This is a genomic window from Chitinophaga rhizophila (assembly GCF_019492185.1).
Lineage (GTDB): Bacteria > Bacteroidota > Bacteroidia > Chitinophagales > Chitinophagaceae > Chitinophaga > Chitinophaga rhizophila.
On sequence record NZ_JAICCF010000004.1, the window covers coordinates 410,253 to 426,085 of the forward strand.

Genomic DNA, 15,833 nt, shown 5'->3' on the forward strand with positions numbered 1-15,833 from the left:
ATTAATCATTATTCCGACCACAACCCTATGAAACGACTACTTGTTATCGTTGCAGGCATTGCTGCAACCACTCATTCCATGGCGCAGGAAAAACGCGGCCCCTTCCAGTTAGATGGCACTATTGCCGGAAAAAACAGTGGCTATGTACACATCCGCTACGGCAACGGATTCCATATGGAAGACAGCTGTGCTATCAAAAACGGCAGCTTCTCTTTCAAAGGTATGCTCAGTGAACCTGTTATGGCTACGCTTAGCGGTGATGGCGAAGACGGATTCGATTTTTATCTGGATCCAGGACAGGTAACTGTCAATGTCAAATCGCCAACCTTCAAAGAAGGTACAGTTACCGGCTCGGCGACGCAGCAGGAATACCAGGAACTACTAAGTGCCCGTGCCAGCGTACTACAGGAAATGGCTCCAATCAATCAGTCATTGGAAGACGCTAATAAGCAGTACCTCAGCGCTATTCAGGCCAGGAAATCAGATGCGGAACTCAACGCGCTAAAATCCAAAGCCGATGTAGCTAAAGGCAGGCTGCTGCCATTGGAAGAACGGTCCCGCGAGGTCAGCTACGATTTCTTCCGCTCTCACCCAACTTCCTATGTTACCGCCGCAGAACTCCGGTTCTTTGCCAGCTACCTGAAGCCTGCTGAACTGAAAAGTTATATCGGGAAAATGGCACCCTTCCTCCAGACAAGCATCTACGGACAGGAGCTAACTGATATGCTCGAAAAGCTGCAGAACGGCATTCCGGGCACACAGGCACAATTATTCAGCCAGCCTGACATCAATGGTAAAACGCTTACGCTCCTGGACTTCCGTGGTAAATACTTACTGCTCGACTTCTGGGGCAGCTGGTGCCTTCCCTGCCGTAAAAACAACATACACCTTAAAGAGGTCTATGCCCGTTACAAAGACAAAGGTTTGACCATTCTTGGCGTTGCAGACAATGACGGTAAAACGGAAGACTGGAAAAAGGCCATTGACAAAGATGGTATTGGTATCTGGAATCATATTCTCCGCGGACTGGACCCCGTCAAGTTCAAAGAAGATGGTAAACCTCAACCTGGTGATGTCTATAGCATGTACGGCGTACACACCGTACCTACTCAGATACTTATCAACCCGGAAGGCCTCATCGTAGCAAGATTCGGCAGCGGCGGAGACAATTATGACCTGCTGGATACAAAACTGGCAGAAATATTACGCTGATGTACACCTCGTAACTGGTGGCCAGGACCCACTAATTGCCAGTAATACTTCGCGATGAAGTATTACTACGTCTTGCTTACCGGGACCACCGTTACTCTTAATAATTGATTTTCAGTAACTGATTCATTCTATTCAACGGATACTGCTGAAGAAGTTGGCATGATTAAGGTATAGGATCTAATACAAGCTGATCCTAAATATATCATATGCATTCCTCCAATAAGCAGTATCCGTTCTTTATAAAGGCGCCCCTTATTCTTGTCGGCCTTTACCTCTTCTTCTACATCCTTTTCCTGCTGAAAGATATTCTCGTGCCCTTTGCATTTGCAGGACTAGTCGCCATTTTATTAAATCCGCTATGTACCAGGTTTGAGCGATTCGGGATTCCCAAAGTGTGGGCAATTTCCCTCACACTACTAATCGCTGCCCTCGTACTGGCAGGTTTGTTTTACTTCCTATCTTCCCAGATCAGTCAGTTTGGGGAACTGATACCGACTCTTAAAGCACGTTCGCAGGAACTACTCGGGCAGCTACAGCAATGGGCAGCCGAGAAACTAGGCATTTCGATGCAGAAACAGACCGATATGCTCCATAAGCTTACGGATAATGGTCAACAATACCTCGGACATACGCTCGGCTCTATTTTCGGTATCCTCGGCGTCTTTTTCCTCTTACCGGTATATACCTTTCTGTTGTTACTGTATAAAGAACAGCTGGTCAAATTCGTCTATGAGAGCTTCGGCAATACACACCAGGAACATGTACAGGATGTGCTGCAATCAACTAAAGGAGCCATCCAGAGTTATATCGCCGGACTGCTCATAGAGACGGCTATCATTGCGGTACTTAATTCTGTCGCCCTGCTGATCCTTGGTGTGAAATATGCAATACTCCTGGGTACAATCGGAGCAATTCTGAATCTGATACCGTATATCGGCGGACTGATAGCCATCGCCTTACCTGTAATGATTGCAACTGTCACGAATGATAACTTCACAACGCCATTGCTGATAGTAGGCGTTTATCTGCTCATACAGTTTATAGATAATCACCTTATTGTTCCTAAAGTAGTAGCTTCTAAAGTTTCCATCAACGCCTTAATTTCTATTGTGGTCGTACTGATGGGTGGCGCTTTGTGGGGCGTGAGCGGCATGTTTCTATCAATCCCGTTCGTGGCCATTCTAAAGATCATATTTGATCATATCGAAGGACTCAAACCCTGGGGCCGGCTACTTGGTGATAATAACCCAGGCAATCTCATCAAACCGGATAAAAACAAGTAGTAATTTTAACATCTTTCTGACACCATAGCAGGCTGAAATGGGTAAATTTGTTTCAGTTTTATTAATAGCCTAAATGAAGTATGCGTATGGAAACAACATTTCATATTTTACTGCATGTAAAGACTACTGATGGACATGAAACTTTTGGCAAGTTTGATCTTGGTGGTGACCGGGCTATGGCTGATTACATCTTCCGTCACCTCAAAGGAGACTCTGACGTAACCGATCAATGCGGCCTGTGCCTGGAGTTTATTGAAATGCGCGATAATCTTCCATATAATGTCAGGATGCTGAGCTGCACCCTCGATCAGCTGGCAGAGAACTGCAGAGTTATTACTAAGGAAACTTTTAAACGATTAGCTGTTTAACCCTCTACAACCGGCTGACTTTAAAGTTTCGGATTTCCTGCCTGGACCAGGTAGAACGGAATCCGAAATAACCCTCCCTCAATGGCTCCGGATCGTTATAGGTGAAGAACACGGTATTGTCAACAGCAAACGTTACCAACCCATTCTTCACTGTAATATCGATCTGATAATCTTTGTTGGCTGTCAGCAGGTGCATGGCATCCAGGTATTCCTGTAGAAGCGGCTTTTTTCCATTCCCGTCATATCTACGGAAACGGGTGGTCGTGTTCGTATTTCCACCCATGCCAACATAGTAAAGGCTCAGGGAATCATATTCCTCAAATACGCCGTTGCGTGTGAAGAGCTGACCATTCCGAGGATCAGTCGCCATCCAAAATACATTCATGTCAGACAACCTATCGTTCACTTTTCCTTCCATCACTACCTTGCGGGTAAACGAGATGTGCAGGTTACCTTTCAGTTTCCGGTTCAGCCATACGGTCACCCCTCCTTTTGTATCAAGCACAAGGCGTCCATTGTAGGTGTATACGTAAGAATCTGGTGCAGGAGCCGTTTCAACAATCCATTTGCTGGTATCCAATGGCAGATCAAAGCTATCAGACAGGTATAGTCTGCCATGTGGTTGTCCGTTGGCTGTCAATAATATTCCACCTAACAATATCATCAGAAGGGTCAGTCTCTTCATCTTTATTTCTCCGGATAATCTTCGTTAATGTAATCCAGCAAAGCGATAGCGGTCAATCCCCATTGTGCAACTGCATTAGTGGACATGGCATTCGCTTCCGTTACGGTATTCAGTACCTGCGGACCTCTAAGGATATGGACATCCTGAGACAGGTTCCGTATTCCTGCTTCCCCGCCAAGAAACTCTTCCCAGGCACGTCTTGCCAGTCGTTTATCATTCTTGCGGATAGCTGCAAATGCGGTAAGCCTTGCATGTCCCTGTTTGAGATTAAGTTTACCGAGCGGTCTGCCCACACCAGCTATTTGCTCTTCTTCAGATGCGTTATAATATTCACAGTATTGCAGCCATGCCTTCTCAAAAGCAGGCATATCCACCAGACCAATCAACTCCGCACATATTTCCGGCAAACCGAATGCAGCACTGAGGTGGGATACAGAAAACTGTTCCTGTGGTGCGCGTTGAAACTTACCTGTAGACAGTTCCATTTGTGCGCTGGAAGTAAAGAAGCCATGGGGTTGAGCGGCGATTGTCTGCATACTGTTCAGCAGCCGGTCTTTTGCCGTTTTATCGCCTGTACGTTCCCATTCAGTCAACCAGGCTCCTGCAAGTGATCCCCAGTCTGTGCCGAATGACACACCGGCATATTTGCCGTCTGGATCACCCTTCTGCTGACCAATTTTACGGCCAGGTACAATTGTACGGAGGGTAGCGGCCGCATCAAGCTGTTCACGCATCAGGTCTCCGACCCTTTCGTCGGCGGTAAGGTAATAGTAGAATCTACGGTTTGTAACTGTAGAGATCCTTAATTGCTTAGCGCTGCATCCCCAATGTTGCACATTATGCCGGGAGCCTAAGGGTGCAAACGGACCTATATGGTGCACGTCTACTTCGCCCGTATGCCTGGTCATAGCCTCCGCCATACGGAAAGCGTCTTTACGACCTGTGTGGAGGTAATAGTACCAGAGCCAGAGATCTGTGGAGAGCTCAGAATTATCCCAGGCAAATCCCCCGACATCATATCGCCACACATGCCTGTCGGTATCATAGGAATGCATGACGTCTCCGTAATTCCAGTAGCCGTACCAATGCTGTTCATCTATCTGCCGGTTATAATGATCGAAGTAGAAGTCCAGCTGATCCTGTATTTTTTTCTTTCCCGGGGAAGGCGTCTGAGTCCCCATCCAGTTGCCACCAAACACACCTGCGGTTTGCCACTGTTTCGTATCAAAGGTGATAGTAGCAGGATCCTGTATATAAGCGGCGATAGCACTTAGTTGTTCGTTAGAGGGTGTTGCTGCCAATACCCATATCTGTGCTTCGGAAGTGCGTGCTACGCCAAACGGGGTACCGAAGCCCGGCTCATAATCTTCATAAGTGATTTCCAGGCCTTCCCGCTGTTTCTCAAAAGTATCTTGCCCCATGCCATCGTGGTAGAAGCGCAGGTCCATCGGTGCAGCTTTCGGTGCCCAGAACCAGAGAGTGATATGCCCTTGATCTGTTTGTGCCTGACGGATATCCAGCTGTGCAGGATGACTCTGCCAGAAGTTCCGGATGCCAAATGCAAGTCCGCCGACGTGCGTACCGACATATGCCGTCCCTGCGGATCTGCGTCCATAGGCAGCCTGTATCCAGCCAAATCCTTCACGCGTCCGCTTTTGTATCTCAAATGCGTCTGGCGTGGGTTGAAACAAGGTATAATCACCGAAGGCAGGAATATACTGCAGACGTTTACTGACAACGTCTGGTAGTGTACCTTTGATTTCTTCTCCGTTCACCTGTGCCGTTCTTACTGCTGCTCCGGGGTCTCGGCGCAGACCAGTCAGTCCTTTCACAGCTTCTGCAAATACACCTTTTTCATCGCCGGCGAAACGGATATGCCGGTTGTATAGCTCACCGCTCAGGGGCACTGAGAATCTGATGCCCAGTCCACGGATAAAATCCTTTTGTTCATCACCATCAAAAACGATTGTATGCATGATGCGTACAGACTCCGCGCCTTCATAAAAATACAGACGTATAGTGAAAGGCAGCCATGCTCTTTGTTTATCATTGAGATGCTTTCCCTCTATTTTAACTACCGCGCGAACGGGGCCTTGTTGCTCTAATACAACACTTGTTATATTGCTCTGAAAAGTATCGTGTTGCGGGGATAACCCATTACCTTCATCTGGTTGATCCTGGGTAAGCAATATGAGTTTACCATCTTTGGCAATAATGCTATCTTTTCTTTTTATAGACCGGATAATTGCTACGCCTGTCTTTCCGATTTCACACTGTATAATGCCAGTGTCTATCGATATGCTGTCTGCCTGCTCACGTACTTTCAACGCGCCCTTTGCAGGAGTGCCCTTAGCAGGAGTTAACTGAAAGGAGGTGGTGTTATTCACATGCCTTGCACCTATTGCATGCGCGCTCCACTTGATCGAACCATCAGGCCAGGAAGCCAGTGTCCAGGACTGAAGTTGAATGTTTTCGCCATCCGGCGTGGTGAGCACGAACCCTGCATCTTTCTTTACCGTGCCTTTAGGCCAGGGCACACCCCATGTAGCTCCGGCATTGATGGAGGGCGCTTTTCCACCCAGCCAGTGCAGATTAGCTGCTGATGGCGGTGTGAATGCGGATGCTGCCCCGCCGAAAGCAGGCAGTGATGATATAACGGGCCAACCGGCGGTTAACAACCCAGCGTTTTTAACAAATGTGCGTCGGGATAGGTTTGTCTTGTCTTGCATGCCTTTTTTATTAGCGCTAATGATAGGATCAGCAGATCAATTTATTATGTCCGGCAAATCAGCGGACGGATATATAACTGCAGGAATTTAAATCATAACAGTTTTTCATCGTGGTTCAGTTATAGGTTTGCGCGTATCGCTTCACTTCTGAAAAGTAACTAAGTATGCCAGCATCACCCTATACTAGCGTTAAATTAATAAAAACGCGTCACATTGACACGAAATATTGCAATTAGCGACAAATAATTATTTAGGTATCTGAGTTATTGTTAATCCAAAAGGCTGATAAGCTGACCAATCACTATTGAAATTTAATAGTTCTTATCGTTCAACGCAGGAAAGCTCATTGATGTGGTGATGGTAAAGGGAGGATGGATTATCGGTAAACGAATTTTGGCAAATGAGGCTAACTGTAATGTCCGATACCAATGTACATTACATGTATACCAATATCGGACATCAGATCTATTTAAAGAAATATGATACTTTACATACTTTCCAATGCCTTTCTCAGTGAATCTTTTTCTTCCTCACTGACATTCTCATCTTCTACCATTTCTTCCATGAGTGATCTGAAAGCAGCATCTTTTTTCGCCACCAGATACTCAAACTCCGGCGTACCGCTTACACTACCGTACTGACGGGCAGTAGCTGTCATTTCCTTGCGTGCGTCTTCCAGGAATTTCAACTGATTATCTTCAATCATACGCAGACGTTTTTTATATTGGTCATGCTGACTAAACATCTTGCTGAACAGCGGCCGAAGTGTTTCCTTTTCCAGATCCCAACGTATATACATTTTACGTTGTGCAACGTACCTGTAGTTGTCGCTTCCTTCAAATAATTCCGTTGCCAATGTTGCATCCGGGTCTTCTGAGCTCATATCTGATGTGGTGTCTACGATATCCGGTGCTGCTGCTGTCTCTACGTGCTTTGTGTCTGAACAGGCAGCTATCGTAACTAACATGGTTAGCGTGAGGATGATTCTTTTCATGGGCTGCAAACATACGCAATTTCAAAATATGTTAGTCACATAATTTGAGAAATAACGTAACTTAAAGGAAACCAAAACATATGAATATACATCGTATTTTATGGAAGGGTATTTACTACAACACACTGGAGTATCTTCATATCCAGTCAGGCACAACACATAAAATTGTCGGTAACATTACTGGCATTGCAAATGAACAACCACTGCATGTACATTATGAAATACATACAAATTTGCAGTGGGAAATGCTCAGTGTTGATATTCAATTAACAGATCATGTAGTAAAAAAACTACAATTCTCACGACAGGATAATCGATGGCATGATCAGCATGGAACTATTCATGCAATCTTTGATAACTGTGTTGATGTTGACATTTCACTGACACCTTTTACTAATACACTACCTATAAATCGTTTATCGCTCGCAGTAGGCGAATCAAGAGAAATTAATGTAGTTTATTTTGATCTACCTGCCATGGATATGAAGCCTGTAAAACAACGGTATACAAGATTAAGTACACTCAGGTATAAATATGAAACATTATACTCCGGCTTTACTGCGGAAATAGAAGTGGATGATCAGGGATTTGTAATTGATTATCCGGAAATATGGGAACGAGTGATCCAGGTGAGGCATATAGAGGAATAGCGGACAATACCTCCTCATGCCTCACGTAGTGATCACCCGGCGCACGTCGCTTCTGCACTACATCATTGAAATGACGCAGCCAGATATATCTGTGTAATTAAAAAACATTATGTCAAAGAGCTAACTTGACGAACCAGCATCAATAACCCTTTAATTTGTAATCTTATTCACAAGGATTAGTGTGCTGCTAATTCAATCAGTGACACAATATTAAAGTAATTGGTCTCATGATTTTCCCCTTTGTCCATAGGACGCCGAAACGTGTGCATAGGACGCCGGGATATTTCGCAATAAATTAAATTACAACGCTTTACACAATAACAGACCTGGAGTTTCACAATGTACGAAACATGAAAACCCTCCTAGTGCCCCTTCGGCACCCAAATGCAGGATCATCAGCTTTACAACCGGCATTTATACCAGTAAGGCTAACCGTTAAAATATTACTCTTATAGTACTTGACATGAATGAAAAAGCTTGGATTTTAAGCCAAGCTTTTTCATTCATGTCAAGTAGCACCCAATGTCAATTAATTTGCCTCCATGTATTGGAGGCATTATTTCAAACCTATGACTTAATATAACCTCATATCTCTTGCAAATTCAATGAATTCAATTGAATTATTCGGCGGAGGTTCTTCCAGGGTCATGCAAGCTACTGTAGATTTCACAAAAACCTTTATCTCATTAAAAATGGCTAAACTTTCTGTAAGGTCAGCAAACGTCCCTATAACAGACACCCCCAAAATTGCTTTAGCGTCATCTGTGTATGTAATAATCGCATGGGTAATTGAACAATTTCTGTTCAGATTCTCCAGATATATATCATAATCACAATTTACATGATGTTCATAAAACGATAAGACATCATCTATATTTTTAACGTCTATCTTCTCTTCACCATCCTCATTCACGATTAGATAGTAGTCAGTAACCGGTCCTCTATCTGGTACGTATTTGTCGAGAAAGAGCCTTATAAACTCGGCATCTCTTCTATCAACCAAAAAATATTGATCTATTAATTCCGGCATTTGAAATCAATTAATTTGATTTATTTGGTGTCACGGACCCATTAGGAGTCGTTGAACTATTTGAAAAATTTGACGTTTGGGGCGTCGGCATTCTTCCTGCACTAACAAATCTTCCTTCAGCCGTCTCGAAATAATAATATTGAACTCCATCAATCCAAGGCTCTGTCCTATGTGGAAGCAGACTTCTCTATGTCTGCAGAAAATGTTGTAAGAATATTGGATAGAATCGCGTCAAAACGAGGTAAGCCTAACACTATTCGGGTTGATAATGGCCCGGAATATATTTCGAAAGCATTTGTTGGCTGGCACAATAAAGAAGGTATTTCTTACGCCCAGATAGGACGATACGAGACTAAGGAGCGCACCACCTAAATGCTGTGCAACTATCGCCCTATAAAAACCTCCATTGTGATACTTTCATAGAAAAAGTTTTTTTAACAATGAATGCTCTATAATTAACCATATACCGAGGATTATATTGATAATTACACAAATTATTAAGTACATCCTTTCCAAATTATACTTATACGGACACTTTTTTGTCTTTTCTTTCAAATAAACCAGGAGAAAAATATGTCCAACATTAACTACACATAAATGAATAATTATATTGGGAAGTAGAAAAAAAATATTAATATACTTTTTATCATATCGCATTAGTATCGCAAGCAGAACAAGCACAATAAAACCAGTAGAAATAACCATTAAATTAAATACTACAGATTTATTAAAGAAACTCTTTACCATGGTCATCTAAAATTTGTTTTCTATAAAATGTTCTCCCAAAGGCGCGAAAACGCCCGGCTGAGGCCTAATATCTTTCATCGTCGCAACGTGAAGATATCCTCGAACTATTGCCGCCTGCTCTACTATCTAAACCATCAAAATATACTATTGAATGAACATGAACTGAACTAAGAGACGTTTCCAAAGAAATTCCCATTGTCTTCATTGCATATCCCCCACACTTATTTATTCCCAATATAGGTATTCCATTGCCCCCAGTTTCAGCCACACCTCTTGCATCGTCTGACATTTGAAAGCTATCTATTGCTAAGTAGTATGAATCTACCTTTGAATTTATGCCCAACAAAGGAATTTTAACAGAAATATCTTTATGCCCTCCACTGTGAGCATTGAAACTGAAAGTAATTTGAAACATGATATATGCTATTTGAGATCAGGATCAGTCAATTGCTAATCAACAACTCCCATTTTGATAACGAATTTGAACAGCATTTAATACCGGATTTCCCTGTCTTGAATTACGCTGATTTAAGCTATTGTGTAGAACTTCTTGGAAGCTACTATAAAGATTCTAATCTAACTACGTTTGTTGCGCGCCGAGTAAAAAATATCCGTACGTGTTTAATCATACTTTACAACATGCTCTGCAAACGAATTTCCCGCGTATAATCTAAAAATGCTGATAAAAGTAAAACTCCAATTGTTACAAGCATCCCGATAAATGGCAGTATGTCAGTATTATACGTTGAACTTGAGAGGCGAATTAGGTCAGTCAGATCAACAAGTATGCTTACAGAAAAAAGTATAGTTATCGAGGCCTTGACAAATAGCAATACACAAAGAGATATACGACTACTCTAACTCATCTCTTTTTACTTTTAAAAAGATCCAGCTTTCCAATCCTGAGGGCCGTTACTTATCGTCGTTTCTCATTCTAAGAATATAATATTTCGACCCTTTCGGGCCTATGCTCCAGCCATCAAAAATAGCAGACTGTGGTGTAAAAGTCCCTGAAATACTGTTTCCTGCTCCAGACTTCACAAAAATCTGATTGTTTACAATTCCTTCTACGGAGCCTTCCCAATTTTCATATAAGGCAATTTTGTGGTCTTTGATAAAAATAATCGGGTGAGTAAATTCCTCATAAAATTCATAAGGCATGCCTATTGCCTGAGTGATATACTCAATTTTAGGGATGCCTGACCAGATATACACAGTATCCCAGTCAAAATTGGTAATAGACTTAAGATCTACTACACAGGGTTCCGCTTCTTCACAGGCTTCAATCCTTGCAATTATGTCACATGCAATCTATTACATCCAGTACCAGTGACCAATAGCATTAGCAAGATGTAAAATCTACGTTTGTTCATCTTACATGTTCGGTTTATTAGTCATAAAAAGACTTTTTTTGATCATTCGCAAATACACAGATCCCTACGCAGCTCAAGACATTGGGAAAATACTTGCCCAGGAGCACTAGTGTTCTATTGTGGGAATGAATTGTACATTTACAGATAGAGACTTCAGCATGCCGTGATATTCATTTTCAGAAATTCTATTGACGCTAACTCGTTCACCAATCATATTGATCACGTAATTTCCACCAGATGGATTGTCAGCCCCTTCCATCTTGATAAGCAGAATACGATTATTGCCTTCAGCGCGAATAAGATTGCCTGGAACTAATAGTTCGTAATTTCCACGGGAAACCTTCCGGCCTATAAATGGATGGTTCCCACCTTCAGCATTTACATAGTAAATGACTCCTACAATTTGATATTCATGATGCTGGAACATATCCAGGCACGATGTGAGGAGCAAACTCAATATTAACAATAACAGACTTTCGTATTTCTTCTTCATTGTAATTTATTTAGTTAGCCCTCCCCAGACCATCCCCTCCTTCAATAACCACCTTCTCGTTCCTGACCTTCCTCCAAAAGCTGCGCTAAATTATAAATTTATTTAAAGCGATAAGCACATTCCTCTGTGAATTATGTCCCAATCCATCATGCCCCTATCACCAACCTCTTGAAACCAATTCCTTCTCTCAAACGCAACTGACCTTCGTCTGTACCTATAATTTGTCATGTGCTGTTCGATGATGGATAATATTCGGTACAACGCTGATACCTAATGGGTATTTGAAGTACACTGATATATTGGGGGATATTCAAGTGTACTTCCGGATTTACTGCGGAAATAGAAGTGGATGATCAGGGATTTGTAATTGATTATCCGGAAATATGGGAACGAGTGATCCAGGTGAGGCATATAGAGGAATAGCGTATAATACCCACCCAGATATATCTGTGTAATAAAAAAACATTATGTCAAAGAGCTAACTTGACGAACCAGCATCAATAACCCTTTAATTTGTAATCTTATTCACAAGGATTAGTGTGCTGCTAATTCAATCAGTGACACAATATTAAAGTAATTAGTCTCATGATTTTCCCCTTTGTCCATAGGACGCCAAAACGTGTGCATAGGACGCCGGGATATTTTACAATAAATTAAATTACAACTCTTTACACAATAACAGACCTGGAGTTTCACAATATTACCTACCTCCCACTGCTGTCTGTACATCGTGACGTAATTTAAGCACACCGCTTTCCGATTATTACCTTACCTTTAATTCCTCATTAACCCAATAACCCTACCCCAGATTGATTTTATTTCTCACCCCTATTAAACAATTTCCTCTATGAAGACAATGGTCTACATTTTCCTTTGTGTACTTTTTTTGGGCTGTACGAAACATGAAACCCCTCCTAGTAGTCCTTCGGCACCCAAATGCAGGATCATCAGCTTTACAACCGGCAGCTGGTACGACAGTTCCTATGTTACTTACAACAGTAAAGGAAACCCGCTGAGCAGGATCCGAAAGGAAACTGGTACAGGCGCTACAAATCTCTTTTTCAGGTATGATACACAAGACAGGCTCTCACAAATGTTAACTACTTACACCACTGCAGATAATGGTGAATACTTTGAAGAATGGCATTATTACTTTTACAATAATAGTGGTAAAATCGTGAAAGACAGTTGTTGGTTCAACGGAACAATAACCGCTAACGGCCCGGTGCCAGACTTTGGACAATTATTCTACGGTATCAAGACATTTGAGTATGATAACAAAGGTCGAATAGTAAATGTGGTAGGATGGGGCCAGAACAATTATCGATTTACATATGACAACAGACAAAATCTGGATAGCATGCATGTCAAAACTGGTTTTGGATCAGAGTATTCTGTGGGATATGGACCATACGATAACACTACAAATCCAAACCGTACGCACAAAATATGGCAGTTTCTTAGCCTTGACTATAGTCTGAATAACGCCTCTAATGTGTCAGCTACCAATCAATTTGGACTTCCCACAGCGATGTCCGCTACCAGAGAATATCCCGATTTTCTGAAAGTGTTTTATACCGATCTGCAGATCACTTATGATTGCAATCCTACAGGTTCAGGACATGCCATCCACTAGATTTGCAGTGCTGCTGATTGTAAGCGGGCCTTTTCGTTGATGCCTGGAAAGTAAGTCATCTACTCAAATCTCCATTAGTATTGGACAGTCGGGAACGTTGTTCAAATTAAGGGCGCTTACATTAAAATCAATCGGTGAGACATTACCAAGCGATTGATTCGGACTTCCGGAGGAAGATAAACACTGCATTTTGTATACGATCGATGGATTGTTACAAAACGCCAGAACTAAAAAAGCTTTGCTAATAAATAATATATCTCCGGTCAAATGACCGGTGATTATTATTTATTAGCAAAAGCCTAAATAATCGATATTAGTTAATTAGAAAATAATAGATTTAGTTTAGTAGAATACTAAACTATCATCCACAACATTACCTTTATCATCTTCAACATATACATACTTACCAAGTATTTGATTCGACGTATCCCACAAAGTCATGCCAATCTCAAAAAAATATTCCGCTACGTTACATTGAGAAAATACAACCTTGATATCAGATTCTTTCAGTTCAATTTCTTCAAATGGGATAGAAATCTCTTCTTGCAAAAATGCATTTTCTTCGTTACTTATACATGCCTCATATTTCTCTTTAGCCTAAGCGTAGCATAGAACTAACTCTTCCTTGCTTAATTCAAATTTCATTAACTAATAATTATTTTTATGATACATTATTTTATCAAAGTAATATACAATTGATGGACGGCTCCAAAATGCCAGAACTAAAAAAGCTTTTGCTAATAAGTAAGCCATTCCAAATAACGGAATGGCTTACTTATTGTTTTTCACAATTGTAGATACTAACTATTAATTAAATAACTAAATAAAAGTGACCATCTTCTCTTTTTTCAAACTCTGACCCAATTTCTGCGTTTAGAAACGGAATAATCGAAGAATCATAATTAGCTATTGTATTAACATCATATAGCATCATATTATCTGGATTGTCCAAGTAGTCCTGAGTTTCAGTACCACTAAAAAAAACGCAACCACTATCTCCAGCACATATACAATTGAATCATCTTCTTGATTTTCAGATAACCTATCATTTTTTTTACCCATGAAACTATGACAAGATACTAACAGAGATGTTAACAAAAAACAAACAATCAATTTACTTCTTTTGACTATTAATATATTCTCCCAATGCATACTTTGGTAAATTTATTTTCCGGTTTCTAAATCTTTCCTACCAAATAAGTTATTCTTACTGCCAGCCTTTTCTTTCGGACTAAAGTAATCAACATTATGCAAGGCGATTGTATGTCTGCCTCCTCGAGTAGTAGCTGTATTACCATCTCCGCTAGGTAATGAATACTGGTTATCAAACGAATATTGATTCTTGATTTCCCCCCCCCAACTGCTGTCTTTCCTATAAAATTATGCTCATCTTGATGAGTGTGCACATTAGCAAGAACAACTTGATTATGTTGACCTAAATATTCATCCCCTGCTGCATAAGGATCTAGTGCACTATAATTTTGCCCTGTTGCGTTAAGCTGCTTAAACGACACCTCTCCATTATAAGCATCCAAAACAATATAACCAGTCCTTTCTTTATTATCACTAGCGGCATCAGCGTACAACTTCTTCAACTCATTTTTTGAATCATTGTATTTCACCACTTTATAACTATTAATCAACGTTATTCCATTCTTTACGGTAAAACTTGTTGCAATCCTTATTTCATCTGGATTTTTGTTACTGAGGCTTATACCTATATAACTTCCGTCAGTAGCTATATACGGTTCCATTCCATCTAAATCCACATTTTTTATTACATCGTTTTCTGCAAAGGCATATGTTGAGGTCCAAGGATATTCCTTCGTCAATGGATCCACACTTAAAAACTTCCCTAACCTATTATCATACACCCTCATCCCATAATCCTGCTGATTTCCCTCTCCCTTCACCTCATTATCATTCTCCTTCCCATTGAACCCATATCGATATTCGCTACTAAACTACAGTGTATTTATACCCTTATGTCTAAAACCTAAAACAAAGCATCCTTGTAATTCCTCAATTAAAACTCACATCGAGTTAGGAATTTTGATTCAAGAACAACAAAGGATGCATTTTAATAACAAAAGTTTGTGCTTATAAATATATAGTGATTCTATTTACTATTGTTCATTTTCTTCTTTTTAATATAATCCTCAATATATTTTTCCTGGCGATACGCCGTGCCTGTTCTGTGTAAAGTTCCGTCAAGCTTATCAACTAATACCGGAGCATTACCTCCCAACCCGACTAAAACCCCTGCTATTTTCACTCTTTCTGTCGATTGATAAAAAAACACCCATCCATATTCAAATTCAATCGTTAAATCTTCCATTATATAAAGCGAAGGGTTATTACTAATGTCAAGATAGTCTCTCGCTATTTTTAGTGCTTCAGCAAATGTTACCATGATGTTTGCGTTGGTGTTATACCGTTGTGTTTCTAAATAATAAATGGTCAAAGCCACCCTCTTTCATAATCTTATTTGGATTCAGTACATTCCCAGTTTCAACAGAAAAGTCAATAATTGAACTACACCATTACCTTTAGTCACATTACAGATTGTCCTATACTTCCCTCTATTGGAGAACCAAAGATGACACCAGTTGCCCCTCCTTTAATCCACTCAT

Annotated in this window: 17 protein-coding genes and 1 pseudogene; 7 read left to right on the forward strand and 11 right to left on the reverse strand. The window is 41.1% G+C overall.

The genetic code is table 11. From position 1 onward, the window contains the following. Window positions 1-27: 27 nt before the first annotated feature. The 3 genes from K1Y79_RS21690 (at window position 28) to K1Y79_RS21700 (ending at window position 2,863) form a co-directional block, all read left to right on the forward strand. A complete protein-coding gene (locus tag K1Y79_RS21690) occupies window positions 28-1,212 on the forward strand; it encodes a TlpA disulfide reductase family protein (protein WP_220252292.1) in 1,185 nt (394 codons plus the stop codon). A gap of 206 nt (window positions 1,213-1,418) precedes the next feature. Beyond that, a complete protein-coding gene (locus tag K1Y79_RS21695) occupies window positions 1,419-2,495 on the forward strand; it encodes an AI-2E family transporter (protein WP_220252293.1) in 1,077 nt (358 codons plus the stop codon). A gap of 86 nt (window positions 2,496-2,581) precedes the next feature. Further along, a complete protein-coding gene (locus K1Y79_RS21700) occupies window positions 2,582-2,863 on the forward strand; it encodes a hypothetical protein (RefSeq protein WP_220252294.1) in 282 nt (93 codons plus the stop codon). Window positions 2,864-2,867: 4 nt separating this feature from the next. On the opposite strand, the gene K1Y79_RS21705 is transcribed toward K1Y79_RS21700, so the two are convergent. The 3 genes from K1Y79_RS21705 to K1Y79_RS21715 all read right to left on the reverse strand — a co-directional run bounded on the left by K1Y79_RS21705 (window position 2,868) and on the right by K1Y79_RS21715 (window position 7,271). Further along, the gene (locus K1Y79_RS21705; protein WP_220252295.1) at window positions 2,868-3,548 is read right to left on the reverse strand and encodes a DUF6250 domain-containing protein; all 681 of its coding nucleotides are present in this window, start codon (window positions 3,546-3,548) and stop codon (window positions 2,868-2,870) included. Between the two features lie 2 nt (window positions 3,549-3,550). Beyond that, window positions 3,551-6,277 carry an exo-rhamnogalacturonan lyase family protein gene (locus K1Y79_RS21710; RefSeq protein WP_220252296.1) on the reverse strand — a complete coding sequence of 909 codons (2,727 nt, stop codon included), beginning with the start codon at window positions 6,275-6,277 and terminating at the stop codon, window positions 3,551-3,553. Between the two features lie 487 nt (window positions 6,278-6,764). Next, the gene (locus tag K1Y79_RS21715) at window positions 6,765-7,271 is read right to left on the reverse strand and encodes a hypothetical protein (RefSeq protein WP_220252297.1); all 507 of its coding nucleotides are present in this window, start codon (window positions 7,269-7,271) and stop codon (window positions 6,765-6,767) included. Between the two features lie 80 nt (window positions 7,272-7,351). Here K1Y79_RS21715 and K1Y79_RS21720 point away from each other — a divergent pair, with 80 nt between their 5' ends. Beyond that, window positions 7,352-7,921, forward strand: a complete 570-nt coding sequence (locus K1Y79_RS21720; RefSeq protein WP_220252298.1) for a putative glycolipid-binding domain-containing protein — start codon at window positions 7,352-7,354, stop codon at window positions 7,919-7,921. A 574-nt stretch (window positions 7,922-8,495) separates the two neighbouring features. Here K1Y79_RS21720 and K1Y79_RS21725 read toward each other — a convergent pair. Then, the gene (locus K1Y79_RS21725) at window positions 8,496-8,951 is read right to left on the reverse strand and encodes a hypothetical protein (RefSeq protein WP_220252299.1); all 456 of its coding nucleotides are present in this window, start codon (window positions 8,949-8,951) and stop codon (window positions 8,496-8,498) included. A 162-nt stretch (window positions 8,952-9,113) separates the two neighbouring features. Between K1Y79_RS21725 and K1Y79_RS21730 the strand changes: the two genes are divergently transcribed. Continuing rightward, window positions 9,114-9,323, forward strand: a complete 210-nt coding sequence (locus K1Y79_RS21730) for a DDE-type integrase/transposase/recombinase (RefSeq protein WP_394370780.1) — start codon at window positions 9,114-9,116, stop codon at window positions 9,321-9,323. A 439-nt stretch (window positions 9,324-9,762) separates the two neighbouring features. Here the strand turns inward: K1Y79_RS21730 and K1Y79_RS21735 are convergent, their stop codons facing one another. From K1Y79_RS21735 to K1Y79_RS21745, 3 genes are all read right to left on the reverse strand, one after another. After that, window positions 9,763-10,113, reverse strand: coding sequence for a hypothetical protein (locus K1Y79_RS21735; protein WP_220252300.1), 351 nt, complete (start codon window positions 10,111-10,113; stop codon window positions 9,763-9,765). 497 nt (window positions 10,114-10,610) lie between these two features. Next, entirely contained in the window at window positions 10,611-10,859 is a 249-nt protein-coding gene (locus tag K1Y79_RS21740) for a hypothetical protein (RefSeq protein WP_220252301.1), read from the reverse strand. Between the two features lie 318 nt (window positions 10,860-11,177). After that, window positions 11,178-11,564, reverse strand: coding sequence for a hypothetical protein (locus tag K1Y79_RS21745; protein WP_220252302.1), 387 nt, complete (start codon window positions 11,562-11,564; stop codon window positions 11,178-11,180). A 306-nt stretch (window positions 11,565-11,870) separates the two neighbouring features. Here K1Y79_RS21745 and K1Y79_RS29570 point away from each other — a divergent pair, with 306 nt between their 5' ends. After that, window positions 11,871-11,987, forward strand: coding sequence for a putative glycolipid-binding domain-containing protein (locus K1Y79_RS29570; protein WP_394370781.1), 117 nt, complete (start codon window positions 11,871-11,873; stop codon window positions 11,985-11,987). Window positions 11,988-12,411: 424 nt separating this feature from the next. After that, on the forward strand, window positions 12,412-13,200 hold the full coding sequence (locus K1Y79_RS21755) for a hypothetical protein (RefSeq protein WP_220252303.1): 789 nt from the start codon (window positions 12,412-12,414) through the stop codon (window positions 13,198-13,200). A gap of 342 nt (window positions 13,201-13,542) precedes the next feature. On the opposite strand, the gene K1Y79_RS21760 is transcribed toward K1Y79_RS21755, so the two are convergent. From K1Y79_RS21760 to K1Y79_RS21775, 4 genes and pseudogenes are all read right to left on the reverse strand, one after another. Beyond that, complete coding sequence (locus K1Y79_RS21760) at window positions 13,543-13,749, reverse strand: hypothetical protein (protein WP_220252304.1); 207 nt, start codon at window positions 13,747-13,749, stop codon at window positions 13,543-13,545. Window positions 13,750-14,011: 262 nt separating this feature from the next. Further along, entirely contained in the window at window positions 14,012-14,209 is a 198-nt protein-coding gene (locus K1Y79_RS29575; protein ID WP_220252799.1) for an immunity protein Imm33 domain-containing protein, read from the reverse strand. 169 nt (window positions 14,210-14,378) lie between these two features. Further along, a pseudogene (locus tag K1Y79_RS21770) lies at window positions 14,379-15,140 on the reverse strand (RHS repeat-associated core domain-containing protein); the annotation flags it as partial. Between the two features lie 179 nt (window positions 15,141-15,319). Further along, a complete protein-coding gene (locus tag K1Y79_RS21775; RefSeq protein WP_220252306.1) occupies window positions 15,320-15,613 on the reverse strand; it encodes a YrhB domain-containing protein in 294 nt (97 codons plus the stop codon). Between the last annotated feature and the right edge of the window lie 220 nt (window positions 15,614-15,833).

Bases quoted from the DNA above. Each gene is read 5' to 3' on its own strand.
- K1Y79_RS21690 (WP_220252292.1), top strand. From the start codon at position 28: ATGAAACGACTACTTGTTATCGTTGCAGGCATTGCTGCAACCACTCAT.
- K1Y79_RS21695 (WP_220252293.1), top strand. From the start codon at position 1,419: ATGCATTCCTCCAATAAGCAGTATCCGTTCTTTATAAAGGCGCCCCTT.
- K1Y79_RS21700 (WP_220252294.1), top strand. From the start codon at position 2,582: ATGGAAACAACATTTCATATTTTACTGCATGTAAAGACTACTGATGGA.
- K1Y79_RS21705 (WP_220252295.1), bottom strand. From the start codon at position 3,548: ATGAAGAGACTGACCCTTCTGATGATATTGTTAGGTGGAATATTATTG.
- K1Y79_RS21710 (WP_220252296.1), bottom strand. From the start codon at position 6,277: ATGCAAGACAAGACAAACCTATCCCGACGCACATTTGTTAAAAACGCT.
- K1Y79_RS21715 (WP_220252297.1), bottom strand. From the start codon at position 7,271: ATGAAAAGAATCATCCTCACGCTAACCATGTTAGTTACGATAGCTGCC.
- K1Y79_RS21720 (WP_220252298.1), top strand. From the start codon at position 7,352: ATGAATATACATCGTATTTTATGGAAGGGTATTTACTACAACACACTG.
- K1Y79_RS21725 (WP_220252299.1), bottom strand. From the start codon at position 8,951: ATGCCGGAATTAATAGATCAATATTTTTTGGTTGATAGAAGAGATGCC.
- K1Y79_RS21735 (WP_220252300.1), bottom strand. From the start codon at position 10,113: ATGTTTCAAATTACTTTCAGTTTCAATGCTCACAGTGGAGGGCATAAA.
- K1Y79_RS21740 (WP_220252301.1), bottom strand. From the start codon at position 10,859: ATGCCTTATGAATTTTATGAGGAATTTACTCACCCGATTATTTTTATC.
- K1Y79_RS21745 (WP_220252302.1), bottom strand. From the start codon at position 11,564: ATGAAGAAGAAATACGAAAGTCTGTTATTGTTAATATTGAGTTTGCTC.
- K1Y79_RS21755 (WP_220252303.1), top strand. From the start codon at position 12,412: ATGAAGACAATGGTCTACATTTTCCTTTGTGTACTTTTTTTGGGCTGT.
- K1Y79_RS21775 (WP_220252306.1), bottom strand. From the start codon at position 15,613: ATGGTAACATTTGCTGAAGCACTAAAAATAGCGAGAGACTATCTTGAC.